Below are 26965 nucleotides of genomic sequence, written 5' to 3' on the forward strand. Positions count from 1 at the left end.
GCAGGACAGGGACAAAAGTAACAGCCGGGGGTTGGGCGCATCAGGAAATGTTGTGCTTATTGCCCGCCGACCCCGCGGGCTTTTTTTTGTCCCTGCAGGGGGCATCCTTTTTTTCAGCAAGGCAAGCGCCGCAGGACAGGGACAAAAGTGACAGCGGGGGGGTTGGGCGCATCAGGAAAATTGGCGAGAACGCAGGCGCGCATCCAGGACTGGCCGCCAGGACGGCGGCCAGAGGGCGGTCGAGACAAGGATGTCGAGTCCGCCCGTTCCGCCAGATGAAGCCGGAGTGGAGCGGACCGCGCAGCGGCAATTTTCAGCGCCATGCGGGGGGTCATGGGGGGCGGGCGAAACGCCCCCCATGCCGTTCACCCGCAGAGGGCGCAATGAAATAGTGAGGAAGGTCGGTGAACGGAATATTCCACCTTATCGACCCTTCCCGTCATTCGCCAATATGCGGCAATACTGTCGCGGTAAATCCAGTTATCAGCGCGATAAATCATGCCTTCCCCCTGTTTGATTGTTGCCTTTGTCGCAAAACCCACAACCCTTTTCCCTTAAAAATCAACCTCCCTCTCCCTGGAGCGCGAATTGCATCACCTCTCCGGTCTCCCACCGTCAACGAGGTCACTATGAAGGGAAAGGAAATTCTGGCGCTGCTGGACGAACCCGCCTGCGAGCACAACCAGAAGCAAAAATCCGGCTGCAGCGCCCCTAAGCCCGGCGCTACCGCCGGCGGTTGCGCCTTCGACGGCGCGCAGATAACGCTCCTGCCCATCGCCGACGTCGCGCACCTGGTGCACGGCCCCATCGGCTGCGCGGGCAGCTCGTGGGATAACCGCGGCAGCGTCAGCGCCGGCCCGGCCCTCAACCGGCTCGGCTTTACCACCGATCTTAACGAACAGGATGTGATTATGGGCCGCGGCGAACGCCGCCTGTTCCACGCCGTGCGTCACATCGTCGACCGCTATCATCCGGCGGCGGTCTTTATCTACAACACCTGCGTACCGGCGATGGAGGGGGATGACCTGGAGGCCGTCTGCCAGGCCGCACAGACCGCCACCGGCGTCCCGGTCATCGCCATTGACGCCGCCGGTTTCTACGGCAGTAAAAATCTTGGCAACCGAATGGCGGGCGACGTGATGCTCAGGCAGGTGATTGGCCAGCGCGAACCGGCCCCGTGGCCAGACAACACGCCCTTTGCCCCGGCCCAGCGCCACGATATCGGCCTGATTGGCGAATTCAATATCGCCGGCGAGTTCTGGCAGGTCCAGCCGCTGCTCGACGAGCTGGGGATCCGCGTCCTCGGCAGCCTCTCCGGCGACGGCCGCTTTGCCGAGATCCAGACCCTGCACCGGGCGCAGGCCAATATGCTGGTGTGCTCGCGCGCGCTGATCAACGTCGCCCGGGGGCTGGAGCTGCGCTACGGCACGCCGTGGTTTGAAGGCAGCTTCTACGGGATCCGCGCCACCTCCGACGCCTTGCGCCAGCTGGCGACGCTGCTGGGGGATGACGACCTGTGCCGCCGCACCGAGGCGCTGATCGCCCGCGAAGAGCAGGCGGCGGAGCAGGCGCTGGCGCCGTGGCGCGAGCAGCTCCGTGGGCGCAAAGTGTTGCTCTACACCGGCGGCGTGAAATCCTGGTCGGTGGTATCAGCCCTGCAGGATCTCGGCATGACCGTGGTGGCCACCGGCACGCGGAAATCCACCGAGGAGGACAAACAGCGGATCCGTGAGCTGATGGGCGACGAGGCGGTGATGCTTGAGGAGGGCAATGCCCGCACCCTGCTCGACGTGGTGTACCGCTATCAGGCCGACCTGATGATCGCCGGCGGACGCAATATGTACACCGCCTGGAAAGCCCGGCTGCCGTTTCTCGATATCAATCAGGAGCGCGAGCACGCCTACGCCGGCTATCAGGGCATCATCACCCTCGCCCGCCAGCTCTGTCTGACCCTCGCCAGTCCCGTCTGGCCGCAAACGCATACCCGCGCCCCGTGGCGCTAGGAGAACACCATGGCAGACATTATCCGCAGTGAAAAACCGCTGGCGGTGAGCCCGATTAAAACCGGGCAACCGCTCGGGGCGATCCTCGCCAGCCTCGGGCTGGCCCAGGCCATCCCGCTGGTCCACGGCGCCCAGGGCTGCAGCGCCTTCGCCAAAGTTTTCTTTATTCAGCATTTCCATGACCCGGTGCCGCTGCAGTCGACGGCCATGGATCCGACCGCCACGATCATGGGGGCCGACGGCAATATCTTCACCGCGCTCGACACCCTCTGCCAGCGCCACAGCCCGCAGGCCATCGTGCTGCTCAGCACCGGTCTGGCGGAAGCGCAGGGCAGCGATATCGCCCGGGTGGTGCGCCAGTTTCGTGAGGCGCATCCGCGCCATAACGGCGTGGCGATCCTCACCGTCAATACCCCGGATTTTTTTGGCTCGATGGAAAACGGCTACAGCGCGGTGATCGAGAGCGTGATCGAGCAGTGGGTCGCGCCGACGCCGCGTCCGGGGCAGCGGCCCCGGCGGGTCAACCTGCTGGTCAGCCACCTCTGTTCGCCAGGGGATATCGAATGGCTGGGCCGCTGCGTGGAGGCCTTTGGCCTGCAGCCGGTGATCCTGCCGGACCTCTCGCAGTCAATGGATGGCCACCTCGGTGAAGGGGATTTTACGCCCCTGACCCAGGGCGGCGCCTCGCTGCGCCAGATTGCCCAGATGGGCCAGAGTCTGGGCAGCTTCGCCATTGGCGTGTCGCTCCAGCGGGCGGCATCGCTCCTGACCCAACGCAGCCGCGGCGACGTGATCGCCCTGCCGCATCTGATGACCCTCGACCATTGCGATACCTTTATCCATCAGCTGGCGAAGATGTCCGGACGCCGCGTACCGGCCTGGATTGAGCGCCAGCGTGGCCAGCTGCAGGATGCGATGATCGACTGCCATATGTGGCTTCAGGGCCAGCGCATGGCGATGGCGGCTGAGGGCGACCTGCTGGCGGCGTGGTGTGATTTCGCCCGCAGCCAGGGGATGCAGCCCGGCCCGCTGGTCGCCCCCACCAGCCACCCCAGCCTGCGCCAGCTGCCGGTCGAGCAAGTCGTGCCGGGGGATCTTGAGGATCTGCAGCAGCTGCTGAGCCACCAACCCGCCGATCTGCTGGTGGCTAACTCTCACGCCCGCGATCTGGCGGAGCAGTTTGCCCTGCCGCTGATCCGCGTCGGTTTTCCCCTCTTCGACCGGCTCGGTGAGTTTCGTCGCGTCCGCCAGGGGTACGCCGGTATGCGAGATACGCTGTTTGAACTGGCCAATCTGCTGCGCGACCGCCATCACCACACCGCCCTCTACCGCTCGCCGCTTCGCCAGGGCGCCGACCCCCTGCCGGCTTCAGGAGACGCTTATGCCGCCCATTAACCGTCAGTTTGATATGGTCCACGCCGACGAGTGGTCGATGAAAGTCGCCTTCGCCAGCTCCGATTACCGCCACGTCGATCAGCATTTCGGCGCCACGCCGCGGCTGGTGGTCTACGGCGTCAAAGCCGACCGGGTCACCCTGCTGCGGGTGGTGGAGTTCCCGGTCGCCAGCGGTCACCAGACCGAGAAGATAGCCGAGCGCATCCATGCCCTTGAGGATTGCGTCACCCTGTTCTGCGTGGCGATTGGCGAGGCGGTTTTTCGCCAGCTGCTGCAGGTGGGCGTCCGCGCCGAACGCGTCCCAGACCAGACCACCATCCTCGGCTTGCTGCAGGAGATCCAACTCTCCTGGTATGAAAAAGCGCAGCGCCGCAGCGCGCGGCAACGCGATCCGCAGCGCTTTAACCGCCTGCTGGAGGAGCCGGCGTGGCGGGAGGAGCCCGACCCGCTCCCCTGATCCTGTCGTTTATGTGACAAAGCCCACAAAACGCCACAACAGTGTCGGCCCTGTCGGGGGCGCTTAACCCGCCAGGTCATTAACAAATAAGGTTTTTATGCGTTGGTATCGCAATTGCTTGGGGGTCAGTACCACCGCCAGTCTGCGGTGTACCGCGCCCCGGCGTTTTCGTCATCATCCCTGGAGCTGACAGCATGTGGAACTACTCCGAGAAAGTGAAAGACCATTTTTTTCATCCCCGCAACGCGCGCGTGGTCGACAACGCCAACGCGGTGGGCGATGTGGGTTCATTAAGCTGCGGCGATGCGCTGCGCCTGATGCTGCGGGTTGATCCGCAGACCGAGATCATCGAGGAGGCGGGCTTCCAGACCTTCGGCTGCGGCAGCGCCATCGCCTCCTCTTCCGCGCTGACGGAGCTGATTATCGGCCACACCCTGACCGAAGCCGGGCAGATCACCAACCAGCAGATCGCCGACTACCTCGACGGTCTGCCGCCGGAAAAAATGCACTGCTCGGTGATGGGCCAGGAAGCGCTGCGTGCGGCCATCGCCCATTTTCGCGGCGAAAGCCTTGAGGAGGAGCATGAGGAGGGCAAGCTGATCTGTAAGTGCTTCGGCGTCGACGAAGGGCATATTCGCCGGGCCGTGGTGAACAACGGCCTGACCACCCTTGAGGAAGTGATCAACTACACCAAAGCCGGCGGCGGCTGCACCGCCTGCCATGAAAAAATTGAGCTGGCGCTGGCGGCGATCCTCGCCCAACAGCCGCCAGCCCCCCTGCCAGCGGAGACGACCCACGATGCGCACTGGCAAAGCGTGGTCGATACCATCAACGAACTGCGTCCTCACATTCAGGCCGACGGCGGCGACATGACGTTGCTCAACGTCACCCCGCGTCAGGTGACCGTCAGCCTCTCCGGCAGCTGCAGCGGCTGCATGATGACCGACATGACCCTTGCCTGGCTGCAGCAAAAGCTGATGGAGCGTACCGGAACTTACATGGACGTGGTGGCGGCCCCGGCCGCGGTTAACTAACCCAAGGGGGATACGATGAAACCTGTTTATCTCGATAACAACGCCACCACCCGTCTCGACCCGATGGTTCTCGACGCGATGATGCCCTTTTTAACCGACTTTTACGGCAACCCTTCGTCGATACACGATTTTGGTCTGCCGGCGCAGGCGGCCCTTGAACGGGCGCACCAGCAGGTGGCCGCCCTGCTCGGGGCCGACTACCCCAGCGAGATCATCTTTACCTCCTGCGCCACCGAGGCCACCACCACCGCTATCGCCTCGGCGGTGGCCCTGATGCCGGAGCGGCGCGAGATCATCACCAGCGCGGTCGAACATCCCGCCACTCTGGCGGTGTGCGAGCAGCTGGAGCGCCAGGGATACCTGATCCACCGTATCGCCGTGGATCAGCAGGGCGCCCTGGATATGGCGCAATTTCGGGCGGCGCTTAGCCCGCGCGTGGCGCTGGTCAGCATCATGTGGGCCAATAACGAAACCGGCGTCATGTTCCCGGTGCCCGAACTGGCGGAGCTGGCTCATGAGCAGGGCGCGCTGTTTCACTGCGACGCGGTGCAGGTGGTGGGCAAAATCCCGATGGCGCTCAGCCAGACGCGGATCGATATGCTCTCCTGCTCGGCGCATAAATTCCACGGTCCCAAAGGGGTGGGCTGCCTCTGGCTGCGGCGGGGAACGCGTTTTCGCCCGCTGCTGCGCGGCGGCCACCAGGCGCATGGCCGGCGGGCCGGTACAGAAAATATCAGCGGCATTGTCGGGATGGGCGCCGCCAGCGAGCTGGCGCAGGTTCATCTGCCGGGCATGGCGCAGATTAGCCAGCTGCGCGATCGTCTTGAACAGCATCTCCAGGCCACTATCCCGGCGGTGACGGTGATGGGCGGCAGCCAGCCGCGGGTGCCCGGCACCCTCAATCTGGCCTTCGAGTGTATCGAGGGCGAGGCAATCCTGCTGCTGATGAATCAGGCCGGGATCGCCGCCTCCAGCGGCAGCGCCTGCACCTCCGGCTCGCTGGAGCCGTCGCACGTCATGCGGGCAATGAATATCCCCTACACTGCGGCCCACGGCACCATCCGCTTCTCCCTCTCACGCTATACCCGGGAAAAAGAGATCGACTACGTCATCGCCACCCTGCCGTCGGTTATCGACCGGCTGCGCGCCCTGTCGCCCTACTGGCGACAGGGTCAGCCGCACCTGCAGGATGGCGCCTTCACGCCGGTCTACGGCTAAGGCGGGGAGACAATGATGGGACGCGTACTGATTAACGACACTACCCTGCGCGATGGTGAACAGAGTCCCGGCGTGGCCTTTCAGGCCAGCGAAAAGATCGCCATCGCCGAGGCGCTGTACGCGGCGGGGATCGAGGCCATGGAGGTCGGCACCCCGGCGATGGGCGAGGAGGAGTGCGCCCGCATCCGGCAGGTGCGCCGTCAGCTCCCGGGCGCCACGCTGATGACATGGTGCCGGATGCAGGCGGGAGAAATTCGCCAGAGCGCCGACCTGGGCATGGACTGGGTGGATATCTCCATCCCCGCCTCCGACAAGCTGCGGCAGTACAAACTGCGCGAAGGCTTACCGCTGCTGCTGGAGCGGCTGGCGGCCCTGATCCACCTCGCCCACACCCTTGGCCTGAAGGTCTGCATTGGCTGTGAGGACGCCTCGCGAGCCAGCGACGCGACGCTGCAGGACATTGCCTGCCTGGCCCGGGAGGCGGGAGCCACCCGTCTGCGCTATGCCGATACCGTCGGTATCCTCGACCCGTTCACCACCGCGGCGCAGATCGCCGCCCTGCGCCGCGTCTGGCCCGGCGAACTCGAGATGCACGCCCATAACGATCTGGGCCTGGCTACCGCCAACACCCTGGCGGCGGTGCGCGCCGGGGCCACCAGCGTGAACACCACCGTGCTGGGCCTGGGCGAACGCGCGGGCAACGCGGCGCTGGAGACCGTGGCGCTCGGACTGGAGCGCTGCCTGGAGGTCAAGACCGGCGTGCGTTTCACCGCCCTGCCGGCGCTGTGCGAACAGGTGGCCCTCGCCACCCGCCGCCCGGTGGATCCCCAGCAGCCGCTGGTGGGCGAGCTGGTCTTTACCCACGAATCCGGCGTGCACGTTGCGGCGCTGCTGCGCGACAGCGAGAGCTATCAGGCGATCGACCCCGCCCTGCTGGGCCGCGGCTATCGGCTGGTGCTGGGCAAACACTCCGGTCGCCAGGCGGTTAACGGCGTCTTCGATCGGATGGGTTATCACCTGACATCAGCGCAAATTGACCAGCTGCTGCCAGCGCTCCGTCGCTTTGCCGAAAACGGCAAACGCAGCCCGCGGGATGATGAGCTGGCGGCAATCTACCACGCGCTCTGCAGCGCCGAAACGCTGCAGGCCAGGGGGTGAGTATGGAGTGGTTTTATCAGATCCCCGGCGTGGGCGACCTGCGCTCCGCCGATGCATTCTTTCAGTTTTTCGCCGTTCCCTACCAGCCCGAGCGCCTGGCGCACTGCAGCCTGCCGGTGCTGGCCACCTTTCACCGCAAGCTGAAGGCGGAAGTGCCTCTGCTCAACCAGCTGGAGGATAACCCGCGCGCGCACTGGCTGCTGGCGCGCCGACTGCTGGCGGAGAGTTATCAGCAACAGTTCGAGGAGAACACGCCATGAGACCCCAATTTACCTTTAGCGAAGCGGTCCGCGTCGTGCGCGCCATCCGTAACGATGGCACCTATGCGGGCCTGCCGTCCGGCGCCCTGCTGGTGCGCCGGGGCAGCATCGGCTATGTCCGCGACTGGGGGGTATTCTTGCAGGACCAGATCATCTACCAGATCCACTTCCCGGACTGCGACCGGGTGGTCGGCTGCCGCGAACAGGAGCTGATTGCCGGCGATCGACCCTGGCTGGCCGGCAATCTGCAGTATGGCGATAGCGTAATCTGTCAGACGGCGCTGGCGATGCAGGGCGAGATGGTGGTCAGCGTCGGTCAGTTGGGGCGCATCGAAGCCACCGACCGGGGCGAGCATGGCGACGGCTATATCGTCGACTTCGGCGGCCGCTGGTTCCAGGTCCCGGTAAGCGCGCTGGCGCTGGCAAAGGAGGAAGAATAATGGAGCCATGGCAACGATTTGGCCGACAGCGGCTGGCGCAGAGCCGCTGGAACTGCGAGCCGGCGGCCATCGACGCGGTCGACCGGCAGGCCTTCGAGGCGGCCTGGCAGCGCCAGGCCCAGCTGGAGCAGCTCATCGTCGCCCAAATTGCGCCGGAGGCGATCCCCGCCGCGCTGCTGGAGGGCCTCGCCACTTCGCTGGGCGCCTGGCTGGATGAGGGAGGATTTACGCCAGCGGAGCGGGCGGCGATCGTCCTGCACCACGCCCGGCTGGAAAGCGCCTTCGCCGGGATTGCCAGCCAGGCGCCGCGGCCGGATCCCGCCACGGTGCAGGCCTGGTATCTGCGGCATCAGGCGCAGTTTATGCGCCCGGAACAGCGCCTGACCCGCCATCTGCTGCTCACCGTCGATGGCGACGACCAGGCGGTTTACTCGCGTATACGGGAGCTTCATGGGCAAATCGAAGCCTCCCGCGAGGCGTTTGCGCCGCTGGCCCAGCGACACTCCCACTGCCCGAGCGCGCTGGACGGCGGACTGCTGGGCTGGATCGGCCGGGGGCTGCTCTATCCGCAGCTGGAGGAGGCGCTGTTTGCGCTGGCGGAAAATGCGCTGAGCGCGCCGGTGGCCAGTGAGCTCGGCTGGCATCTGGTCTGGTGTGAGGCCATTCGCCCTGCCGCGCCGATGACGCCTGAGCAGGCGCTGGAAAGCGCCCGCGATTACCTCAGTCAACAGAGCCAGCGCCGCCACCAGCGCCAGTGGCTGGCCGAGATGCTAGCGCGCCAGCCGGGGCTGTGCGGGTAGCCGACAGGCTACCCGCCATCGCCTACAGCAGATGCGGTTTAATCTCCTCAAGCCAGGTCGCCAGCCGCGCGTCGGTCTCGTCGAACTGGTTATCCTGATCCAGCACCAGTCCGACAAAGCGATCCCCCTCCAGCGCCGATGAGGCGCTGAACTCATACCCCTCGTTCGGCCAGCTGCCGATCATCGTCGCCCCGCGGGCACGCAGGGCGTCGTACAGCGGCCGCAGCCCGCTGGCGAAGTTATCCGGATAGCCACGCTGATCGCCGAGGCCAAACAGCGCCACCGTTTTCCCCTGCAGGCTAACGTCGCCGAGGTTGCGGATAAACTCGGCCCACGACTCGCTCTCGCCCCCGGCCTCGAGGCCCGGCAGCTGGCCGTCGCCCAGCGTCGGCGTCCCCAACAGCAGGGCCGGGTAGGCCAGCAGGTCCGCCAGCGTGGCGCGGTTAATATTGACCGGGGCGGCGGCGGCCTCCCCCAGCTGCTTGTGGATCATTTTCGCGATCTTGCGGGTTTTACCGGTATCGGTACCAAAGAAAATGCCAATGTTCGCCATAGTACGCTCCTGTCGGAATGGTGTTGAAAAAAGGAATGACGACAGAGGTATTGCGAAGGCTGTGCCAGGTTGCCCTGCACCGCGACGGCCCATCCCTGCCCCATCAGGATCGCTTCGCATCACGATGCCGCGCGCCAAAGGCGCACCCGGCGGGGCGAAAGGTAAAAATCCGTGAATTTTCCCCCTGTCGGATCAATGTTTCGCGTGGTCGTTCCGATAAGGGCGCACACTTTGCATGGTTATCCGGGTTCGGCTTACCCCGCCGCGTTTTGCGCACGGTGTCGGACAATTTGTCATAACTGCGACACAGGAGTTTGCGATGACCCTGAATATGATGCTCGATAACGCCGCGCCGGAGGCCATCGCCGGCGCGCTGACTCAACAACATCCGGGGCTGTTTTTTACCATGGTGGAACAGGCCTCGGTGGCCATCTCCCTCACCGATGCCAGCGCCAGGATCATTTACGCCAACCCGGCGTTTTGCCGCCAGACCGGCTATTCGCTGGCGCAATTGTTAAACCAGAACCCGCGCCTGCTGGCCAGCAGCCAGACGCCGCGCGAGATCTATCAGGAGATGTGGCATACCCTGCTCCAGCGTCAGCCCTGGCGCGGCCAGCTGATTAATCAGCGTCGGGACGGCGGCCTGTACCTGGTGGAGATTGACATCACCCCGGTGCTTAGCCCGCAAGGGGAACTGGAGCATTATCTGGCGATGCAGCGGGATATCAGCGTCAGCTACACCCTCGAGCAGCGGCTGCGCAACCATATGACCCTGATGGAGGCGGTGCTGAATAATATCCCCGCCGCCGTGGTAGTGGTGGACGAGCAGGATCGGGTGGTGATGGACAACCTCGCCTACAAAACCTTCTGCGCTGACTGCGGCGGCCGGGAGCTGCTCACCGAGCTGCAGGTCTCCCCTGGCCGGATGACGCCCGGCGTGGAGGCGATCCTGCCGGTGGCGCTCCGCGGGGCCGCGCGCTGGCTGTCGGTAACCTGCTGGCCGTTGCCCGGCGTCAGTGAAGAGGCCAGCCGCTACTTTATCGACAGCGCGCTGGCGCGGACCCTGGTGGTGATCGCCGACTGTACCCAGCAGCGTCAGCAGCAGGAGCAAGGACGCCTTGACCGGCTGAAGCAGCAAATGACCGCCGGCAAGCTGCTGGCGGCGATCCGCGAGTCGCTGGACGCCGCGCTGATCCAGCTGAACTGCCCGATTAATATGCTGGCGGCAGCCCGTCGGCTGAACGGCGAGGGAAGCGGGAATGTGGCGCTGGAGGCCGCCTGGCGTGAAGGGGAAGAGGCGATGGCGCGGCTCCAGCGCTGTCGCCCATCGCTGGAACTCGAAAACCCCGCCGTCTGGCCGCTGCAGCCCTTTTTCGACGATCTGTGCGCCCTCTACCGTACCCGCTTCGATCCCGACGGGCTGCAGGTCGACATGGCCTCACCGCATCTGATCGGCTTTGGCCAGCGCACCCCGCTGCTGGCGTGCTTAAGCCTGTGGCTCGACCGCACCCTGGCCCTCGCCGCCGAACTCCCCTCCGTGCCGCTGGCGATGCAGCTCTATGCCGAGGAGAACGACGGCTGGCTGTCGCTGTACCTGACTGACAACGTGCCGCTGCTGCAGGTGCGCTACGCCCACTCCCCCGACGCGCTGAACTCGCCGGGCAAAGGCATGGAGCTGCGGCTGATCCAGACCCTGGTGGCGCACCATCGCGGGGCCATTGAGCTGGCTTCCCGACCGCAGGGCGGCACCTGCCTGACCCTGCGTTTCCCGCTGTTTAACACCCTGACCGGAGGTGAAGCATGATCCCTGAATCCGACCCGGACACCACCGTCAGACGCTTCGACCTCTCTCAGCAGTTCACCGCCATGCAGCGGATAAGCGTAGTGCTGAGCCGGGCCACCGAGGCCAGCAAAACGTTGCAGGAGGTACTCAGCGTATTACACAACGATGCTTTTATGCAGCACGGGATGATCTGCCTGTACGACAGCGAGCAGGAGATCCTCAGTATCGAAGCGCTGCAGCAAACCGGCCAGCAGCCCCTCCCCGGCAGCACGCAGATCCGCTATCGCCCCGGCGAGGGACTGGTGGGGACCGTGCTGGCCCAGGGGCAGTCGCTGGTGCTGCCCCGGGTCGCCGACGATCAGCGTTTTCTCGACCGCCTGAGCCTCTACGATTACGATCTGCCGTTTATCGCCGTACCGTTGATGGGGCCCAACGCCCGGCCAATAGGGGTGCTGGCGGCCCAGCCGATGGCGCGCCAGGAAGAGCGGCTGCCGGCCTGCACCCGTTTTCTCGAAACCGTCGCCAACCTCGTCGCCCAGACCATCCGGCTGATGATCCTTCCGGCCTCACCCGCCCTGTCGAGCCGCCAGCCGCCGAAGGTGGAACGGCCGCCGGCCTGCTCGTCGTCGCGCGGCGTGGGCCTTGACAATATGGTCGGCAAGAGCCCGGCGATGCGCCAGATCGTGGAGGTGATCCGTCAGGTCTCGCGCTGGGACACCACCGTGCTGGTACGCGGCGAAAGCGGCACCGGGAAAGAGCTGATCGCCAACGCCATCCATCACCATTCGCCACGGGCTGGTGCCGCCTTCGTCAAATTTAACTGCGCGGCGCTGCCGGACACCCTGCTGGAAAGCGAACTGTTCGGCCATGAGAAAGGCGCCTTTACCGGGGCGGTGCGTCAGCGTAAAGGACGTTTTGAGCTGGCGGATGGCGGCACCCTGTTCCTCGATGAGATTGGTGAAAGCAGCGCATCGTTCCAGGCCAAGCTGCTGCGTATCCTCCAGGAGGGGGAGATGGAGCGGGTCGGCGGCGATGAGACCCTGCGGGTGAATGTCCGCATCATCGCCGCCACCAACCGTCACCTGGAGGAGGAGGTCCGGCTGGGCCATTTCCGCGAGGATCTCTACTATCGTCTGAACGTGATGCCCATCGCCCTGCCCCCGCTGCGCGAGCGTCAGGAGGACATCGCCGAGCTGGCGCACTTCCTGGTGCGCAAAATCGGCCAGCATCAGGGGCGCACGCTGCGGATCAGCGAGGGCGCGATCCGCCTGCTGATGGAGTACAGCTGGCCGGGTAACGTTCGCGAACTGGAGAACTGCCTCGAACGATCGGCGGTGATGTCGGAGAGTGGCCTGATCGATCGCGACGTGATCCTCTTCACTCACCAGGATCGTCCCGCCAAAGCCCTGCCTGCCAGCGGGCCAGCGGAAGACAGCTGGCTGGACAACAGCCTGGACGAACGTCAGCGACTGATCGCCGCGCTGGAAAAAGCCGGCTGGGTGCAGGCCAAGGCGGCACGGCTGCTGGGGATGACGCCGCGCCAGGTCGCTTACCGGATCCAGATCATGGATATCACCCTGCCGCGTCTGTAGGCCGCGGTGTCAGGTTCAGGACATTGTCGTCAGTACGGCAGGAACGCGACAATGTTGTGCCGCAGGGACGCGGGATAACGCTTTATTTTTCAGCCAGATAAAAAATTCGTCACTGGTACGTCGTTTGCAGCAGGAAGGTATCGCCCAACCATGAAGGTACGACCATGACTTCCTGCTCTTCTTTTTCCGGCGGTAACGCCTGTCAGTCGGCGGACGCCAGCGCGTTAGCGCCGCGGGTGGCCGACAAGGTCGCCGCGCACCCCTGCTACTCCCGCAGCGGGCACCACCGTTTCGCCCGGATGCATCTTCCGGTCGCCCCGGCCTGCAATCTGCAGTGCAACTACTGCAACCGTAAATTCGACTGCAGTAATGAATCCCGCCCCGGGGTGTCATCGACGCTGCTGACCCCCGGGCAGGCGGTGTTGAAAGTGCGCCAGGTGGCCCAGGCCATCCCGCAGCTGTCGGTGGTCGGCATAGCCGGGCCCGGCGATCCGCTGGCCAATATGACCCGCACCTTCCGCACCCTGGAGCTGGTCCGCGACCAGCTTCCGGACCTCAAATTATGCCTGTCAACCAACGGGCTGATGCTGCCCGACGCGGTCGATCGCCTGCTGGAGGTCGGCGTGGATCACGTCACGGTGACCATCAATACCCTGGATGCCGATATCGCCGGGCAAATCTATGCCTGGCTGTGGCTCGACGGCGAACGCTACCGCGGCCGGGAAGCCGGGGAGATCCTGATTGCCCGCCAGCTTGAAGGGGTCCGCAGGCTGACCGCCGCGGGGGTGCTGGTCAAGATAAACTCGGTGCTGATCCCGGGGATCAACGACGGCGGCATGGCCGAGGTCGGCCGTCGTTTGCGGGAAAGCGGCGCGTTTATTCACAATATTATGCCGCTGATTGCCAGACCGGAGCACGGCACGGTTTTTGGTCTCAACGGCCAGCCGGAGCCGGACGCCGGGATGCTCGCCGCGATCCGCAGCCAGTGCGGGGAGGTGATGCCGCAGATGACCCACTGCCACCAGTGCCGTGCCGACGCCATCGGCATGCTGGGCGAAGATCGCAGCCAGCAGTTCACCCGGCTGCCGGACCCGGACAGCCTCCCCGACTGGCTGCCCATCCTCCACCAGCGCGCCGAACTTCATGCCAGCCTCGCCACGCAGGGGGAGTCGGACGCGGATGACGCCTGTCTGGTGGCCGTGGCCTCCCGCCACGGCGAGGTCATTGACTGTCATTTTGGCCATGCCGACCGCTTCTCGATCTACAGCCTGTCGGCCGCCGGTATGGTGCTGGTGGGCGAGCGCTTTACACCGAAATATTGCCGCGGCGAAGAGGAGTGTGAGCCACAGGAGAACGAGGCCAGACTGGCGGCGCTGCTGGCGCTGCTCGCCGACGTAAAAGCGGTGTTCTGCGTGCGTATCGGCCATACGCCATGGCAGCAGCTGGAATTGCAGGGCATTGAGCCGCAGGTGGACGGCGCGTGGCGTTCGGTCGCCGAGGTGCTGCCTGCCTGGTGGCAGCGGCGGCGCCAGAGCCTGGCGGCATCGCGTCTGCGTCAGGGGGTCGCCTGATGGCGCCGGTCGACTGGTTGACCCGCCTGTGGCGATTGTATCACGCCGGAAAAGGCTGCTTTCCGCTGCGGATGGGGCTGACTCCCGGAGCGTGGCGGGCGCTGCAACAGCGGCTGGGCGAGGTGGCGACGCCGCTGGACAGCGCGACGCTGAGCCGCCGTCGGCTGATGACCGAGCTGAATGCCACCCGCGACGAAGAGCGTCGGCAGCTGGGGCAGTGGCTGACGGAGTGGATGGCGCCGGGGGCCGAACCGATGGCGCAGATCGTCGCCGAGGTAGCGCTGGCGTTTAACCATCTGTGGGAGGATCTGGGACTCGATTCGCGGGCGGAACTGGGCCGGCTGATGAGCGACTGCTTTCCACTGCTGGTGGTGCAGAACGTCCACCATATGCGCTGGAAAAAGTTCTTTTATCGCCAGCGCTGCCTGCAGTCGCAGGGGGAGATTGTCTGCCGATCGCCGAGCTGCGACGAATGCCTGGAGCGCAGCCTCTGCTTCGAACCGCCACCGCTATAAACAAGCCGCAGCCCCCTGCGGCTGACCCAACCACACTCGCGTTTAACCCCTTTACGCGAGTTTCTGCCGGGTGGCGCTTCGCTTACCCGGCCTACAACCCCAAATCACCACTGGATCAGGGGCCACTGAAACTGCCGGTGCTGGCGGCCTCAAAATCGCTGAGACGTTCCCGGCAGGCCGGGGCAGCCCGCATGGATGCGGGCTGAGGGCCGTGTTTTGCAGGGACGCTGCCTCGGCCCGACCCGAAGCCTGCAGGGATAAGTCGAAGGTACCACGCAGTGGCGATTTTGCCGGCCGGAGCCCGGGGGTACAGGGGGCGGCGGCGACTGGCCGCCCCCTGTGCGCTCCCAGCACCATAAGAGACATAACGCAGAAGACTAACCGGGAGCGCAAACTACGCTGAAGCCACAGATAACATAAACAACCACACTGCAGTGCTTCCCCTCACCCTAACCCTCTCCCGGAGGGAGAGGGAACCGTCCGGTCGTCGTTTCCGTGCCCAACATATTGCCGGGTGGCGGCTGCGCCTGACCCGGCCTACGGAGTCTGAGAACGTGGCAAACCGATAACCGTCTCCACCGCCGCCGGGCAATACATCAGGCTCCGTGTCCAACATGTTGCCGGGTGGCGCTTCGCTTACCCGGCCTACAAAGCCATTTACATATCAGAAGGTTACTCAACACCGTAGGCCCGGCAAGCGCCGCGCCGCCGGGCAAGGACAGCGGGCGCGGAGCCGCTTTTGTGCCGGGTGGCGCTTCGCTTACCCAGCCTACAACCCCAAATCACCACTGGATCAAGGGCCGCTGAAACTGCCGGTGCTGGCGGCCTCAAAATCGCTGAGACGTTCCCGGCAGGCCGGGGCAGCCCGCATGGATGCGGGCTGAGGGCCGTGTTTTGCAGGGACGCTGCCTCGGCCCGACCCGAAGCCTGCAGGGATAAGTCGAAGGTACCACGAAGCGGCGATTTTGCTGGCCGGAGCCCGGGGGTACAGGGGGCGGCGGCGACTGGCCGCCCCCTGTGCGCTCCCTGCGCCATGAGAGACATCACGCAGAAGACTAACCGGGAGCGCAATGTGCGCTGAAGCCACAGATAACATAAACAACCACACTGCAGTGCTTCCCCTCACCCTAACCCTCTCCCGGAGGGAGAGGGAACCGTCCGGTCGTCGTTTCCGTGCCCAACATATTGCCGGGTGGCGGCTGCGCCTGACCCGGCCTACATAACCATTAAATTTCAGAAGGTTAACCATCACCGTAGGCCCGCGCAAGCGCAGCGCCGCCGGGCAAAAGATATCGCACCGGGCCAAACGAAAAAAAAGCCGGAGGTTTCCCTCCGGCTTTTCTCATTCACACTACGCTATGCCTTAGGCCACATCTTCGTACTGCGGCACCGGGTTGCGGAAGCTTTTGGTCACGCAGGCCAGATAGACCAGACCGATACCGGCCCAGATCAGGCCCAGAATCATCGAGCTCTCTTCCAGGTTGACCCACAGCGCGCCAACGGTCAGGGCGCCGCACATCGGCAGGAACAGATACTGGAAGTGGTCTTTCAGCGTCTTGTTGCGTTTCTCACGGATCCAGAACTGCGAAATCACCGACAGGTTAACGAAGGTAAACGCCACCAGCGCACCAAAGTTAATCAGCGCCGTCGCCATCACCAGGTCGAAGTTAATCGCCAGCAGCGCAATAGCGCCGACCAGGATGATGTTCATCGCCGGGGTGCGCCAGGTCGGGTGGACGTAGCCGAAGAAGCTTTTCGGGAACACGCCGTCGCGGCCCATCACGTACATCAGACGCGCCACGCCAGCGTGCGCCGCCATACCGGACGCCAGCACGGTGATGGTGGAGAAGATCAGCGCGCCAACCTGGAAGGCTTTACCTGCTACGTAGAGCATAATTTCCGGCTGTGACGCATCCGGATCTTTAAAGCGCGAGATGTCCGGGAAGTACAGCTGCAGGAAGTAGGTGGCAAAGATGAAGATCAGGCCGCCAATCAGCGCGGTCAGGAAGATCGCCCGCGGGATGACGCGCTCTGCATCTTTGGTCTCTTCAGACAGGTTGCTGATGCCGTCGAAGCCGGTAAACGAGAAGCACAGGATCGTCGCCCCGGTAATCATCGGGATCACGTGCGCGTCACCGGACCAGAACGGACGGCTGCTGGCCAGCGTACCGGCGCCTTCGCCTTCAAACACGCCATAAATCACCATGCCGAGAATAACGGCAATCAGCACCACCTGCAGCACCACGATCACGGTGTTGAAGTTGGCGACGGATTTAATACTGCGCAGGTTAAAGGCGGTCATAAAGGCGACCAGCGCGATAACAAACACCCACGACGGAATCGAAGGCACCAGCGCTTCAAAATAGATTTTCGCCAGCAGAATGTTGATCATCGGCGCGAACAGGTAGTCGAGCAGCGAGGACCAACCCACCATAAAGCCAACGGTCGGGCTGATGGATTTCTGCGCATAGGTATACGCCGAGCCGGCAGAAGGGTAACGACGTACCAGCTTGCCATAGCTCAGGGCAGTAAACAGAATGGCGATTAACGCAAAGGCGTAGGCCGTCGGCACGTGACCGTCGGTCATACCAGAGACGATACCAAACGTATCGAACAGCGTCATCGGCTGCATATAGGCCAGGCCCATCATTACAACCGGAACTAACGTAAGTGTTTTACGTAATTCCACGCGAGAGGTATTTGGAGTAGCGTTATGCGACATAGTTATCCCCTTTTACGGTGAACGCCAGCGCGTAAGCAAAAAATTGCCCCATTTCTTTCTATTCCTCAGCGACAACGACTGTCGGTTTTTAGTAAATATCTATCCGGTACGAAGCCCGGCCTCTTGGTATTGAATGATGTGTCTTTCGACCAAAAAAATAACCGACACTTTTAAAAAAAGCGTCGGCTAGTCTCTGGTTTTCAGGCCGCATATTTTGCAACAAATTCAACGGCGTTGACAAGATGTTATGAAGTTCATTGCGTAAGCGTATTTTTTAACGTGCTAATATCTATACGATTTCCGTATGATAAATTGTAAAAATAGCACTATTTGCTAATAGCATTTCCCGCCACCATTTGCTGGCCAAACCGCAGGTGGCGTCATTCCAGGCGATCCAGGCATGCTGGCGGGGCGACAGCCCGCGAACCGCCATGCTGATGAGCTCGCCGCTCTCCAGCAGCCCCTGCACCTGGTAACGCGGCAGACAGCCCCAGCCCAGCCCCATGCGCAGCAGCGCCAGCTGCCCCGCGGCGTCACACACCGTCAGGGTCTCCTGATCGCTGAGAAGCGCCCCGCCCTCGCCGGTGGCCACCGCCCGATAACGGCGCAGGGTCCGCCAGCTCAGCGGAGCGCGGTGTCGCGCCAGCGGATGCTGCGGGGAAACCACCAGCAGCAGCTCCAGCTCGCCGAGGGGGAGATAGTCATAACCGCTCAGCGGCGGCGGCTCGCCAAGGGCGCCCAGCAGCAGATCGGCCTGCCCGTCGGTCAGCGGCCGCCAGTCCAGCAGCGAGGGGTTCTGCGTGAAGTGCAGCCGGGTCAGCGGCTGTTGTTGATAAAATGCGGCAATCAGCGGCGAAAGCTGCGTCACGGGAAAAGTGCAGTCCACCGCCAGGCGGAGGGTGTGCTCCCACCCCTGCTGCAGCTTGACCGCCCGGATCTCCAGTTCGCGGGCGATATGCAGCACCTCCCGCCCTTTCTCCAGCAGCATTTGTCCGGTGGGGGTAAAGCGCGCGCGGTGTCCGCTGCGGTCGAGCAGCTGAATATTGAGATCGCTTTCCAGCCGGTGAATGGTGTAGCTCAGCGCCGAGGGCGTTTTAAAGAGCTTTGCCGACGCGGCGGCAAAGCTCCCCTCTTTTTCCAGCGCGTCGAGGATCACGAGGACATCCAGCAGTGGTTTCATCGCTACCCCCTTACGGTATGCGAATCACCGCTGGTAGATCACTCCATCGGCATCACCAGCGGATCGGGGTACTGGTACTCAAACCCCAGCTCATTGCAGATACGATTGCCATCCACAATCTTGCCCTGACCACCGTCCGGGCTGTCGCTGAACACCGGGGGCGGCAGCCCCAGTTCACGGGCCATCTGCGGATAAAAGAGGCCGCGCGCCGGATGGCGGGGCGCACATAGATTATAGATGTGCCCGCCCTTCGGGGCCTGCAACAGCAGTTCGATAGCGGCCACCACATCCTGCAAATGCACCAGATTGACCACGTGCTGGCCATCCGGCGCCGACTTGCCGGCAAAAAAACGTCCCGGATGACGGGAAGGCCCCACCAGCCCGGCCAGACGCAGAATATCCACCGAGGTTCCCGGCAGGTTGTGCAGCCAGTCCTCCAGCTCCTTGAGCACCTGCCCGCTGGCGGTTTGCGGCAGACGCGGGGAGTTCTCTTTCACCGTGCCATTGACGTTGCCATACACCGAGGTGGAACTGGTGAAGACGATCCGCGGAATATGGTGCGCCAGCGCAGTATCGACAATCTCCTGCACCGCCTGCAGATAAAACCCTTCTCCCGCCCCGGTACGCCGGGCCGGCAGCGTGATCACCAGCGCATCGACGTTCATCAGCGCGTCGAGGTCCTCGGTATCACAGAGCAGCTGCGGCTCCAGGCGCAGCGGATAGCTGTCAATCCCGCACATCCGCGCCGCCTCCACGCCATCCTGCGTGGTTTTACTGCCGGTGACCTGCCAGCCTCGCGCCATCAATGACAGCGCCAGCGGCATCCCCAGCCATCCCAAACCGACTATCGCGACCTTTTTCATCCCAGGCTCCTGACTCTTTCGCTGTGCTGATTACAGGCTACGCCAGCCTGCGGCAACTGACAATTTCTTCGCTCAATGTGAAATGAATTAATGATAGAAAAAAGCCCTTGCTTTCTGCGGCGGAAGTGGTTTAGGTTAAAGGACATCAAATGCATAGTCATTCACAGAGAATTTTTATGAACCGCGTTCAATTTAAACACCACCATCATCACCATCATCCTGACTAGTCTTTCAGGCGATGTGTGCTGGAAGACATTTGGATCTTCCAGTGGTGCATGAACGCGCAGAGAGCCCCCGGAAGATTCACTTCCGGGGGCTTTTTTTTGGACCAAATTCGGACAGATTCAGACAGGTATTCAGAGGAAAAGAACAATGTTAGACAACACCCGTTTACGCATAGCTATTCAGAAATCAGGCCGTTTAAGCGAAGATTCACGCGAATTACTCAGCCGCTGCGGCATTAAAGTCAATTTGCACACCCAGCGTCTGATTGCGCTGGCGGAAAATATGCCAATCGACATTCTGCGCGTGCGTGATGACGATATCCCGGGCCTGGTGATGGACGGTGTTGTCGACCTCGGCATTATCGGCGAAAACGTGCTGGAAGAAGAGCTGCTCAGCCGCCGCGCTCAGGGCGAAGACCCGCGCTACTTCACCCTGCGCCGTCTCGACTTCGGCGGCTGCCGCCTGTCGCTGGCGACCCCGGTGGATGAAGCCTGGAACGGCCCGGCGGCGCTGGACGGCAAACGCATCGCCACCTCTTACCCACACCTGCTGAAGCGTTACCTCGATCAAAAAGGTATCTCCTTTAAATCCTGTCTGCTGAACGGCTCCGTGGAAGTGGCGCCGCGCGCCGGCCTCGCCGACGCCATCTGCGACCTCGTCTCCACCGGCGCCACCCTGGAAGCCAACGGCCTGCGCGAAGTGGAAGTGATCTACCGCTCCAAAGCCTGCCTGATCCAGCGCGACGGCGAGATGGCCGACGCCAAACAGCAGCTGATTGACCGCCTGCTGACCCGTATTCAGGGCGTGATCCAGGCCCGCGAGTCGAAATACATCATGATGCACGCTCCGACCGAACGCCTGGAAGAAGTGGTTGCCCTGCTGCCGGGCGCCGAGCGTCCGACTATTCTGCCGCTGGCAGGCGACAAGCAGCGCGTGGCGATGCACATGGTCAGCAGCGAAACCCTGTTCTGGGAGACCATGGAAAAACTGAAAGCGCTGGGCGCCAGCTCCATTCTGGTGCTGCCGATTGAGAAGATGATGGAGTAATCGGCCAGCCGGTCACGGGACACACAGGGGAAAACAATCATGAGCTTCAACACAATCATCGACTGGAACGGCTGTAGCGCAGACCAACAGCAACAACTCTTAACGCGCCCGGCGATTTCCGCCTCCGACAGCATCAGTAAAACGGTGGCGGAGATCCTCGATAACGTCAAAGCCAACGGCGACGCGGCGCTGCGCGAATACAGCGCGAAGTTTGATAAAACCACCGTCGCCGCGCTGCAGGTGAGCGAGGCGGAGATCGCCGCCGCCGGCGAACGCCTCAGCGACGAGCTGAAGCAGGCGATGGCGATGGCGGTGAAAAACATCGAGACCTTCCACAACGCGCAACAGCTGCAGGCGGTGGATGTCGAAACGCTGCCGGGGGTGCGCTGCCAGCAGGTCACCCGCCCTATCGCCTCCGTCGGGCTGTACATTCCGGGCGGCTCGGCGCCGCTGTTCTCCACGGTGCTGATGCTGGCGACGCCGGCGCGCATCGCCGGCTGTCAGCAGGTGGTGCTCTGCTCGCCGCCGCCGATCGCCGATGAGATCCTCTATGCCGCGCAACTGTGCGGCGTGAAAACCATCTTTAACGTCGGCGGCGCCCAGGCCATCGCCGCCCTGGCTCTCGGGACCGAGTCGGTGCCGAAGGTGGATAAAATCTTTGGCCCGGGTAACGCTTACGTCACGGAAGCCAAACGTCAGGTCAGCCAGCGTCTGGACGGCGCAGCCATCGACATGCCGGCCGGTCCGTCGGAAGTGCTGGTGATCGCCGACAGCGGCGCCACCCCGGACTTTGTCGCCTCCGACCTGCTGTCGCAGGCGGAACACGGCCCGGACTCGCAGGTGATCCTCCTGACCCCGGACGCCGACCTCGGCAGCCGCGTCGCTGAGGCCGTCGAACGCCAGCTGGCCGCCCTGCCGCGCGCGGAAACCGCCCGCGTGGCCCTCTCCGCCAGCCGGATCATCGTGGCCCGCGACCTGGCGCAGTGCGTGGCTATCTCCAACCAGTATGGTCCGGAGCACCTGATCATTCAGACCCGTCAGGCCCGCGAGCTGGTGGACAGCATCACCAGCGCCGGTTCGGTTTTCCTCGGCGACTGGTCACCGGAATCCGCGGGCGATTACGCCTCGGGCACCAACCACGTCCTGCCGACCTATGGGTATACCGCCACCTGTTCGAGCCTCGGCCTGGCCGACTTCCAGAAGCGGATGACCGTGCAGGAGCTGTCGCGCGACGGCTTTGCCGCCCTCGCCTCAACGATTGAGATCCTGGCCGCCGCCGAGCGCCTTGACGCCCACAAAAACGCCGTAACGCTGCGCGTTGCCGCCCTGAAGGAGCAAGCATGAGCATTGAAGATTTAGCCCGCGCCAACGTCCGTGCGCTGACCCCGTATCAATCCGCTCGCCGTCTGGGCGGCAAAGGCGACGTCTGGCTGAACGCCAACGAATTCCCGACCGCCGTGGCTTTCCAGCTTACTGCGCAAACGATGAACCGCTATCCGGAGCCGCAGCCGAAGGCAGTCATCGAGAGCTACGCCCGCTACGCCGACGTCAAACCGGAGCAGGTGCTGGTCAGCCGCGGCGCCGACGAAGGGATTGAGCTGCTGATCCGCGCTTTCTGTGAGCCCGGCAAAGACGCGCTACTCTACTGCCCGCCCACCTACGGCATGTACAGCGTCAGCGCCGAGACCATCGGCGTCGAATGCCGCACCGTGCCGACCCTCGCCGACTGGCAGCTCGACCTGCCGGGTATCGAGGCGCAGCTGGACGGCGTGAAGGTGGTCTTTGTCTGCAGCCCGAACAACCCGACCGGCCAGATCATCGATCCGCAGTCGATACGCGACCTGCTGGAGATGACTCGCGATAAAGCCATCGTGGTCGCCGACGAAGCCTATATTGAGTTCTGCCCGCAGGCGACGCTCGCCGGCTGGCTCAGCGACTATCCGCACCTGGTGGTGCTGCGCACGCTGTCCAAAGCCTTCGCCCTTGCCGGCCTGCGCTGCGGCTTCACCCTCGCCAACGCCGAGGTGATTAACGTGCTGCTGAAAGTGATCGCTCCGTATCCGCTCTCCACGCCAGTGGCCGATATCGCCGCCCAGGCGCTGAGCGCGGAAGGCATCGCGGCGATGCGCCAGCGCGTGGCGCAGATCCTCGACGAGCGCCGCTACCTGGTGGAACAGCTGCGCGGCATCGCCTGCGTGGAGCAGGTCTTCGATTCCGAGGCGAACTACGTTCTGGCGCGGATAACCGCCTCCAGCGCAGTGTTTAAATCTTTGTGGGATCAGGGCATTATCTTACGTGACCAGAATAAACAACCTTCATTAAGCGGCTGTTTGCGTATCACTATCGGTACCCGTGCTGAGAGCCAGCGCGTGATTGACGCCTTGACTGCGGAGAATGTATGACCCAGAAGTATCTCTTTATTGACCGTGACGGCACCCTGATTTCCGAACCGCCGGTGGATTTCCAGGTGGACCGTTTCGACAAGCTGGCGTTTGAGCCGCAGGTGATCCCGGCGCTGCTGAAGCTGCAGCAGGAAGGCTATAAGCTGGTGATGATCACCAACCAGGATGGCCTGGGAACCGACAGTCTGCCGCAGGAAGCATTTGATGGCCCGCACAACCTGATGATGCAGATCTTCGCCTCGCAGGGCGTCAATTTCGAAGAGGTGCTGATTTGTCCGCACTTCCCGGGCGACAACTGCGCCTGCCGCAAACCGAAAACGCAGCTGGTGTTGCCGTGGCTGGAAGACGGCGTACTGGATAAAAGCCACAGCTATGTGATTGGCGACCGGGCCACCGACCTTGAGCTGGCGGATAACATGGGGATTACCGGCCTGCGCTATGACCGTGAGACCCTGGACTGGCCGACCATCAGCGAGCAGCTGACCCGCCGCGACCGCTATGCCCACGTCGAGCGCATCACCAAAGAGACCCAGGTGGACGTGAAGGTGTGGCTGGACCGCGAAGGCGGCAGCAAGATCCACACCGGCGTCGGCTTTTTTGACCATATGCTCGACCAAATCGCCACCCACGGCGGCTTCCGCATGGAGATCAACGTCGGCGGCGATCTGTACATCGACGATCATCACACCGTGGAAGATACCGGCCTGGCCCTCGGCGAAGCCCTGAAGCTGGCGCTTGGCGACAAACGCGGCATCAACCGCTTCGGCTTCGTGCTGCCGATGGACGAGTGTCTCGCCCGCTGCGCGCTGGATATCTCCGGCCGTCCGCACCTGGAGTATAAGGCGGACTTCACCTATCAGCGCGTCGGCGATCTGAGCACCGAGATGGTGGAACACTTCTTCCGCTCGCTCTCTTACACCATGGCGGTGACCCTGCACCTGAAAACCAAGGGCAAGAACGATCACCACCGCGTGGAGAGCCTGTTCAAAGCCTTTGGCCGTACGCTGCGCCAGGCGATCCGCGTCCAGGGCGATGCCCTGCCGTCTTCCAAAGGGGTGCTGTGATGAATGTGGTGATCCTTGATACCGGGTGCGCCAACCTCAATTCGGTGAAATCGGCGATTGGCCGCCACGGCTATGAGCCGGTGGTCAGCCGCGATCCGGAGGTGGTATTGCGTGCCGATAAACTGTTTCTTCCCGGCGTCGGCACCGCCCAGGCGGCGATGGACCAGCTGCGCGACCGCGATCTGATCGACCTGATCAAAGCCTGTACCCAGCCGGTGCTGGGGATTTGCCTGGGCATGCAGCTGCTCGGCAAGCGCAGCGAGGAGAACAACGGCGTCGATCTGCTGGGCATTATCGAAGAAGAGGTGCCGAAGATGACCGACCACGGTCTGCCATTGCCGCACATGGGCTGGAACCGGGTGTATGCCAAAGCAGGCGATCGTCTGTTCCGCGGCATTGAAGAAGGCGCGTATTTCTACTTCGTGCACAGCTACGCCATGCCGGTCAACCCGTACACCATCGCCCAGTGCAATTACGGCGAGGCGTTCACCGCCGCGGTGCAGAAAGATAACTTCTTTGGCGTGCAGTTCCACCCGGAGCGCTCCGGGAGCGCCGGGGCGCAACTGCTGAAAAACTTCCTGGAGATGTGATGATTATTCCTGCTTTAGATTTAATCGACGGCACCGTCGTTCGTCTCCACCAGGGCGATTACGGCCAGCAGCGCGACTATGGCAGCGATCCGCTGCCGCGCCTGCAGTCCTATGCCGCTCAGGGAGCGGAAGTCCTGCACCTGGTCGACCTGACCGGGGCGAAGGATCCGGCGAAACGCCAGATCCCCCTGCTGAAATCGCTGGTCGCCGGCGTTGACGTCCCGGTACAGGTTGGCGGCGGCGTGCGGACCGAAGCGGATGTCGCGGCCCTGCTTGAGGCCGGCGTCGCCCGCGTGGTGGTCGGCTCCACCGCGGTGAAGTCCCCGGAGGAAGTGAAAGGCTGGTTTAAACGCTTTGGCCCTGAACGGCTGGTGCTTGCGCTCGACGTGCGCATTGACGCCGACGGCAACAAGCAGGTGGCGGTCAGCGGCTGGCAGGAAAACTCCGGCGTGACGCTGGAGGAGCTGGTGGAGAGTTATCTGCCGGTCGGCCTGCAGCATGTGCTGTGCACCGATATCTCCCGCGACGGCACCCTGGCAGGCTCTAACGTCTCGCTGTACGAGGAAGTCTGCGCCCGCTACCCGCAGGTGGCGTTTCAGTCATCCGGCGGCATCGGCGATCTCAAAGATATTGCCGCGCTGCGCGGCACCGGGGTGCGCGGCGTGATTGTCGGTCGCGCGCTGCTGGAAGGTAAATTCAACGTAACGGAGGCCATTCAATGCTGGCAAAACGGATAATCCCCTGCCTCGACGTCCGCGACGGCCAGGTAGTGAAAGGCGTGCAGTTCCGTAATCACGAGATCATTGGCGACATCGTCCCGCTGGCCAAGCGCTATGCCGACGAAGGGGCCGACGAACTGGTGTTCTATGATATCACCGCCTCCAGCGACGGTCGGGTGGTCGACAAGAGCTGGGTGTCGCGCGTGGCGGAAGTGATCGATATTCCTTTCTGCGTGGCGGGCGGGATCAAGTCGCTGGAAGACGCGGCGCAGATCCTCTCCTTCGGCGCCGATAAGATTTCGATTAACTCCCCTGCTCTCGCCGACCCGACGCTGATCACCCGCCTTGCCGACCGCTTTGGCGTGCAGTGCATTGTGGTGGGGATTGATACCTGGTTTGATGCAGAGACCGGCAAATATCACGTCAACCAGTATACCGGCGACGAGACCCGTACCCGGGTGACGCAGTGGGAAACCCTCGACTGGGTGACGGAAGTGCAGAAGCGGGGCGCGGGCGAGATCGTCCTCAATATGATGAACCAGGACGGGGTGCGCAACGGTTACGACCTGCAGCAGCTGGCGAAGGTTCGCGCGGTGTGCCATGTCCCGCTGATCGCCTCCGGCGGCGCGGGCACCATGGAACACTTCCTCGAAGCCTTCCGCGACGCCAACGTTGACGGCGCGCTGGCGGCCTCGGTATTCCACAAACAGATTATTAATATTGGCGAACTGAAAGCGTACCTGGCGGCACAGGGCGTGGAGATAAGGGTATGTTGACTGAACAGCTGGACTGGGAAAAAACGGACGGCATGATGCCGGCCATCGTGCAGCACGCCGTATCCGGCGAAGTGCTGATGCTGGGCTACATGAACAAGGAGGCGCTGGAGAAAACCGAAGCCACCGGCAAGGTCACCTTTTACTCACGCACCAAACAACGGCTGTGGACCAAGGGTGAAACCTCGGGCAATGTCCTCAACGTAGTGAGCATCACGCCGGATTGTGACAACGATACGCTGCTGGTGCTGGTGAACCCGATCGGGCCGACCTGCCATAAAGGCACCACCAGCTGCTTCGGCGAAACCGGCCACCAGTGGCTGTTCCTCTATCAGCTGGAGCAGCTGCTGGCCGAGCGTAAGCACGCCGACCCGGAGAGCTCCTATACGGCGAAGCTGTACGCCAGCGGCACCAAGCGTATTGCGCAGAAAGTGGGGGAAGAAGGCGTGGAGACCGCGCTGGCCGCCACGGTGAACGACCGCTTCGAGCTGAAGAATGAGGCGTCGGATTTGATGTATCACCTGCTGGTGCTGCTGCAGGACCAGGGGCTGGATCTCGGGGAAGTGATTGATAATCTGAAGAGTCGTCACTAACGCGTTAA

At 63.2% G+C, this 26965-nt stretch carries 27 protein-coding genes and 1 other annotated feature; of the genes, 22 read left to right on the forward strand and 5 right to left on the reverse strand.

Going from position 1 to position 26965, the window contains the following annotated elements; genetic code table 11:
- Window positions 1-629: 629 nt before the first annotated feature.
- From nifE to nifM, 9 genes are all read left to right on the forward strand, one after another.
- Entirely contained in the window at window positions 630-2003 is a 1374-nt protein-coding gene (gene nifE, locus AS136_RS06575; RefSeq protein ID WP_012967613.1) for a nitrogenase iron-molybdenum cofactor biosynthesis protein NifE, read from the forward strand.
- Window positions 2004-2012: 9 nt separating this feature from the next.
- Window positions 2013-3398: a nitrogenase iron-molybdenum cofactor biosynthesis protein NifN gene (gene nifN, locus AS136_RS06580; protein WP_047666773.1), complete on the forward strand. Its 1386-nt coding sequence runs from the start codon at window positions 2013-2015 to the stop codon at window positions 3396-3398.
- Window positions 3385-3855 carry a NifB/NifX family molybdenum-iron cluster-binding protein gene (locus AS136_RS06585; RefSeq protein WP_008804129.1) on the forward strand — a complete coding sequence of 157 codons (471 nt, stop codon included), beginning with the start codon at window positions 3385-3387 and terminating at the stop codon, window positions 3853-3855. Before nifN ends, AS136_RS06585 begins: the two co-directional genes overlap by 14 nt.
- A 194-nt stretch (window positions 3856-4049) precedes the next feature.
- The gene (gene nifU / locus AS136_RS06590) at window positions 4050-4889 is read left to right on the forward strand and encodes a Fe-S cluster assembly protein NifU (RefSeq protein ID WP_016161450.1); all 840 of its coding nucleotides are present in this window, start codon (window positions 4050-4052) and stop codon (window positions 4887-4889) included.
- A gap of 15 nt (window positions 4890-4904) precedes the next feature.
- On the forward strand, window positions 4905-6107 hold the full coding sequence (nifS, locus tag AS136_RS06595; protein ID WP_023297938.1) for a cysteine desulfurase NifS: 1203 nt from the start codon (window positions 4905-4907) through the stop codon (window positions 6105-6107).
- A 15-nt stretch (window positions 6108-6122) separates the two neighbouring features.
- Window positions 6123-7265, forward strand: coding sequence for a homocitrate synthase (nifV, locus tag AS136_RS06600; RefSeq protein WP_060876536.1), 1143 nt, complete (start codon window positions 6123-6125; stop codon window positions 7263-7265).
- Window positions 7266-7267: 2 nt separating this feature from the next.
- Window positions 7268-7525: a nitrogenase-stabilizing/protective protein NifW gene (locus AS136_RS06605; RefSeq protein WP_008804125.1), complete on the forward strand. Its 258-nt coding sequence runs from the start codon at window positions 7268-7270 to the stop codon at window positions 7523-7525.
- Window positions 7522-7965: a nitrogen fixation protein NifZ gene (locus AS136_RS06610; RefSeq protein WP_063266713.1), complete on the forward strand. Its 444-nt coding sequence runs from the start codon at window positions 7522-7524 to the stop codon at window positions 7963-7965. The genes AS136_RS06605 and AS136_RS06610 overlap by 4 nt, the downstream gene beginning before the upstream one ends.
- On the forward strand, window positions 7965-8765 hold the full coding sequence (gene nifM / locus AS136_RS06615; RefSeq protein WP_063266714.1) for a nitrogen fixation protein NifM: 801 nt from the start codon (window positions 7965-7967) through the stop codon (window positions 8763-8765). Before AS136_RS06610 ends, nifM begins: the two co-directional genes overlap by 1 nt.
- A gap of 22 nt (window positions 8766-8787) precedes the next feature.
- Here nifM and AS136_RS06620 read toward each other — a convergent pair whose 3' ends face one another.
- On the reverse strand, window positions 8788-9318 hold the full coding sequence (locus tag AS136_RS06620; RefSeq protein ID WP_008804122.1) for a flavodoxin: 531 nt from the start codon (window positions 9316-9318) through the stop codon (window positions 8788-8790).
- 319 nt (window positions 9319-9637) lie between these two features.
- Between AS136_RS06620 and nifL the strand changes: the two genes are divergently transcribed.
- From nifL to AS136_RS06640, 4 genes are all read left to right on the forward strand, one after another.
- Window positions 9638-11122: a nitrogen fixation negative regulator NifL gene (nifL, locus tag AS136_RS06625; protein ID WP_025714614.1), complete on the forward strand. Its 1485-nt coding sequence runs from the start codon at window positions 9638-9640 to the stop codon at window positions 11120-11122.
- On the forward strand, window positions 11119-12693 hold the full coding sequence (gene nifA / locus AS136_RS06630) for a nif-specific transcriptional activator NifA (RefSeq protein WP_008804120.1): 1575 nt from the start codon (window positions 11119-11121) through the stop codon (window positions 12691-12693). The genes nifL and nifA overlap by 4 nt, the downstream gene beginning before the upstream one ends.
- A gap of 164 nt (window positions 12694-12857) precedes the next feature.
- On the forward strand, window positions 12858-14264 hold the full coding sequence (gene nifB / locus AS136_RS06635) for a nitrogenase cofactor biosynthesis protein NifB (protein WP_023322955.1): 1407 nt from the start codon (window positions 12858-12860) through the stop codon (window positions 14262-14264).
- Window positions 14264-14779 (forward strand): nitrogen fixation protein NifQ, encoded by a 516-nt coding sequence (locus tag AS136_RS06640; RefSeq protein WP_023322956.1) that lies wholly within the window; start codon window positions 14264-14266, stop codon window positions 14777-14779. The genes nifB and AS136_RS06640 overlap by 1 nt, the downstream gene beginning before the upstream one ends.
- 1363 nt (window positions 14780-16142) lie before the next feature.
- Here the strand turns inward: AS136_RS06640 and plaP are convergent.
- The 4 genes from plaP to AS136_RS06655 all read right to left on the reverse strand — a co-directional run bounded on the left by plaP (window position 16143) and on the right by AS136_RS06655 (window position 19544).
- On the reverse strand, window positions 16143-17501 hold the full coding sequence (gene plaP, locus AS136_RS06645) for a putrescine/proton symporter PlaP (RefSeq protein ID WP_004148994.1): 1359 nt from the start codon (window positions 17499-17501) through the stop codon (window positions 16143-16145).
- The gene (yoeI, locus tag AS136_RS29320) at window positions 17491-17553 is read right to left on the reverse strand and encodes a membrane protein YoeI (RefSeq protein WP_096335043.1); all 63 of its coding nucleotides are present in this window, start codon (window positions 17551-17553) and stop codon (window positions 17491-17493) included. The genes plaP and yoeI overlap by 11 nt, the downstream gene beginning before the upstream one ends.
- Window positions 17554-17790: 237 nt before the next feature.
- Window positions 17791-18681, reverse strand: coding sequence for a LysR family transcriptional regulator (locus AS136_RS06650; RefSeq protein ID WP_012967605.1), 891 nt, complete (start codon window positions 18679-18681; stop codon window positions 17791-17793).
- A gap of 38 nt (window positions 18682-18719) precedes the next feature.
- The gene (locus tag AS136_RS06655; protein WP_063266715.1) at window positions 18720-19544 is read right to left on the reverse strand and encodes an SDR family oxidoreductase; all 825 of its coding nucleotides are present in this window, start codon (window positions 19542-19544) and stop codon (window positions 18720-18722) included.
- Between the two features lie 176 nt (window positions 19545-19720).
- On the opposite strand from AS136_RS06655, the gene hisL reads away from it, so the two are divergent.
- From hisL to hisIE, 9 genes are all read left to right on the forward strand, one after another.
- The gene (hisL, locus tag AS136_RS28115) at window positions 19721-19771 is read left to right on the forward strand and encodes a his operon leader peptide (protein WP_004899375.1); all 51 of its coding nucleotides are present in this window, start codon (window positions 19721-19723) and stop codon (window positions 19769-19771) included.
- Window positions 19747-19869 (forward strand) — a sequence feature (His leader region). It overlaps the preceding gene by 25 nt.
- 47 nt (window positions 19870-19916) lie before the next feature.
- Window positions 19917-20816, forward strand: a complete 900-nt coding sequence (hisG, locus tag AS136_RS06660; protein ID WP_002912152.1) for an ATP phosphoribosyltransferase — start codon at window positions 19917-19919, stop codon at window positions 20814-20816.
- 39 nt (window positions 20817-20855) lie between these two features.
- A complete protein-coding gene (gene hisD, locus AS136_RS06665) occupies window positions 20856-22160 on the forward strand; it encodes a histidinol dehydrogenase (protein ID WP_023322957.1) in 1305 nt (434 codons plus the stop codon).
- Complete coding sequence (hisC, locus tag AS136_RS06670; protein WP_012967604.1) at window positions 22157-23218, forward strand: histidinol-phosphate transaminase; 1062 nt, start codon at window positions 22157-22159, stop codon at window positions 23216-23218. Before hisD ends, hisC begins: the two co-directional genes overlap by 4 nt.
- A complete protein-coding gene (gene hisB / locus AS136_RS06675) occupies window positions 23215-24282 on the forward strand; it encodes a bifunctional histidinol-phosphatase/imidazoleglycerol-phosphate dehydratase HisB (protein WP_008804114.1) in 1068 nt (355 codons plus the stop codon). Before hisC ends, hisB begins: the two co-directional genes overlap by 4 nt.
- Complete coding sequence (gene hisH, locus AS136_RS06680; protein ID WP_008804113.1) at window positions 24282-24872, forward strand: imidazole glycerol phosphate synthase subunit HisH; 591 nt, start codon at window positions 24282-24284, stop codon at window positions 24870-24872. The genes hisB and hisH overlap by 1 nt, the downstream gene beginning before the upstream one ends.
- The gene (gene hisA, locus AS136_RS06685; RefSeq protein ID WP_004152515.1) at window positions 24872-25609 is read left to right on the forward strand and encodes a 1-(5-phosphoribosyl)-5-[(5-phosphoribosylamino)methylideneamino]imidazole-4-carboxamide isomerase; all 738 of its coding nucleotides are present in this window, start codon (window positions 24872-24874) and stop codon (window positions 25607-25609) included. The genes hisH and hisA overlap by 1 nt, the downstream gene beginning before the upstream one ends.
- Entirely contained in the window at window positions 25591-26367 is a 777-nt protein-coding gene (gene hisF / locus AS136_RS06690) for an imidazole glycerol phosphate synthase subunit HisF (protein ID WP_023322958.1), read from the forward strand. Before hisA ends, hisF begins: the two co-directional genes overlap by 19 nt.
- Window positions 26361-26957 carry a bifunctional phosphoribosyl-AMP cyclohydrolase/phosphoribosyl-ATP diphosphatase HisIE gene (hisIE, locus tag AS136_RS06695; RefSeq protein WP_008804111.1) on the forward strand — a complete coding sequence of 199 codons (597 nt, stop codon included), beginning with the start codon at window positions 26361-26363 and terminating at the stop codon, window positions 26955-26957. The genes hisF and hisIE overlap by 7 nt, the downstream gene beginning before the upstream one ends.
- The last annotated feature ends 8 nt before the right edge of the window (window positions 26958-26965 follow it).

It is taken from the genome of Klebsiella sp. D5A (assembly GCF_001620885.1).
In the GTDB taxonomy this organism is placed as follows: domain Bacteria; phylum Pseudomonadota; class Gammaproteobacteria; order Enterobacterales; family Enterobacteriaceae; genus Klebsiella; species Klebsiella variicola.

Bases quoted from the DNA above. Each gene is read 5' to 3' on its own strand.
- nifE (WP_012967613.1), top strand. From the start codon at position 630: ATGAAGGGAAAGGAAATTCTGGCGCTGCTGGACGAACCCGCCTGCGAG.
- nifN (WP_047666773.1), top strand. From the start codon at position 2,013: ATGGCAGACATTATCCGCAGTGAAAAACCGCTGGCGGTGAGCCCGATT.
- AS136_RS06585 (WP_008804129.1), top strand. From the start codon at position 3,385: ATGCCGCCCATTAACCGTCAGTTTGATATGGTCCACGCCGACGAGTGG.
- nifU (WP_016161450.1), top strand. From the start codon at position 4,050: ATGTGGAACTACTCCGAGAAAGTGAAAGACCATTTTTTTCATCCCCGC.
- nifS (WP_023297938.1), top strand. From the start codon at position 4,905: ATGAAACCTGTTTATCTCGATAACAACGCCACCACCCGTCTCGACCCG.
- nifV (WP_060876536.1), top strand. From the start codon at position 6,123: ATGGGACGCGTACTGATTAACGACACTACCCTGCGCGATGGTGAACAG.
- AS136_RS06605 (WP_008804125.1), top strand. From the start codon at position 7,268: ATGGAGTGGTTTTATCAGATCCCCGGCGTGGGCGACCTGCGCTCCGCC.
- AS136_RS06610 (WP_063266713.1), top strand. From the start codon at position 7,522: ATGAGACCCCAATTTACCTTTAGCGAAGCGGTCCGCGTCGTGCGCGCC.
- nifM (WP_063266714.1), top strand. From the start codon at position 7,965: ATGGAGCCATGGCAACGATTTGGCCGACAGCGGCTGGCGCAGAGCCGC.
- AS136_RS06620 (WP_008804122.1), bottom strand. From the start codon at position 9,318: ATGGCGAACATTGGCATTTTCTTTGGTACCGATACCGGTAAAACCCGC.
- nifL (WP_025714614.1), top strand. From the start codon at position 9,638: ATGACCCTGAATATGATGCTCGATAACGCCGCGCCGGAGGCCATCGCC.
- nifA (WP_008804120.1), top strand. From the start codon at position 11,119: ATGATCCCTGAATCCGACCCGGACACCACCGTCAGACGCTTCGACCTC.
- nifB (WP_023322955.1), top strand. From the start codon at position 12,858: ATGACTTCCTGCTCTTCTTTTTCCGGCGGTAACGCCTGTCAGTCGGCG.
- AS136_RS06640 (WP_023322956.1), top strand. From the start codon at position 14,264: ATGGCGCCGGTCGACTGGTTGACCCGCCTGTGGCGATTGTATCACGCC.
- plaP (WP_004148994.1), bottom strand. From the start codon at position 17,501: ATGTCGCATAACGCTACTCCAAATACCTCTCGCGTGGAATTACGTAAA.
- AS136_RS06650 (WP_012967605.1), bottom strand. From the start codon at position 18,681: ATGAAACCACTGCTGGATGTCCTCGTGATCCTCGACGCGCTGGAAAAA.
- AS136_RS06655 (WP_063266715.1), bottom strand. From the start codon at position 19,544: ATGAAAAAGGTCGCGATAGTCGGTTTGGGATGGCTGGGGATGCCGCTG.
- hisG (WP_002912152.1), top strand. From the start codon at position 19,917: ATGTTAGACAACACCCGTTTACGCATAGCTATTCAGAAATCAGGCCGT.
- hisD (WP_023322957.1), top strand. From the start codon at position 20,856: ATGAGCTTCAACACAATCATCGACTGGAACGGCTGTAGCGCAGACCAA.
- hisC (WP_012967604.1), top strand. From the start codon at position 22,157: ATGAGCATTGAAGATTTAGCCCGCGCCAACGTCCGTGCGCTGACCCCG.
- hisB (WP_008804114.1), top strand. From the start codon at position 23,215: ATGACCCAGAAGTATCTCTTTATTGACCGTGACGGCACCCTGATTTCC.
- hisH (WP_008804113.1), top strand. From the start codon at position 24,282: ATGAATGTGGTGATCCTTGATACCGGGTGCGCCAACCTCAATTCGGTG.
- hisA (WP_004152515.1), top strand. From the start codon at position 24,872: ATGATTATTCCTGCTTTAGATTTAATCGACGGCACCGTCGTTCGTCTC.
- hisF (WP_023322958.1), top strand. From the start codon at position 25,591: ATGCTGGCAAAACGGATAATCCCCTGCCTCGACGTCCGCGACGGCCAG.
- hisIE (WP_008804111.1), top strand. From the start codon at position 26,361: ATGTTGACTGAACAGCTGGACTGGGAAAAAACGGACGGCATGATGCCG.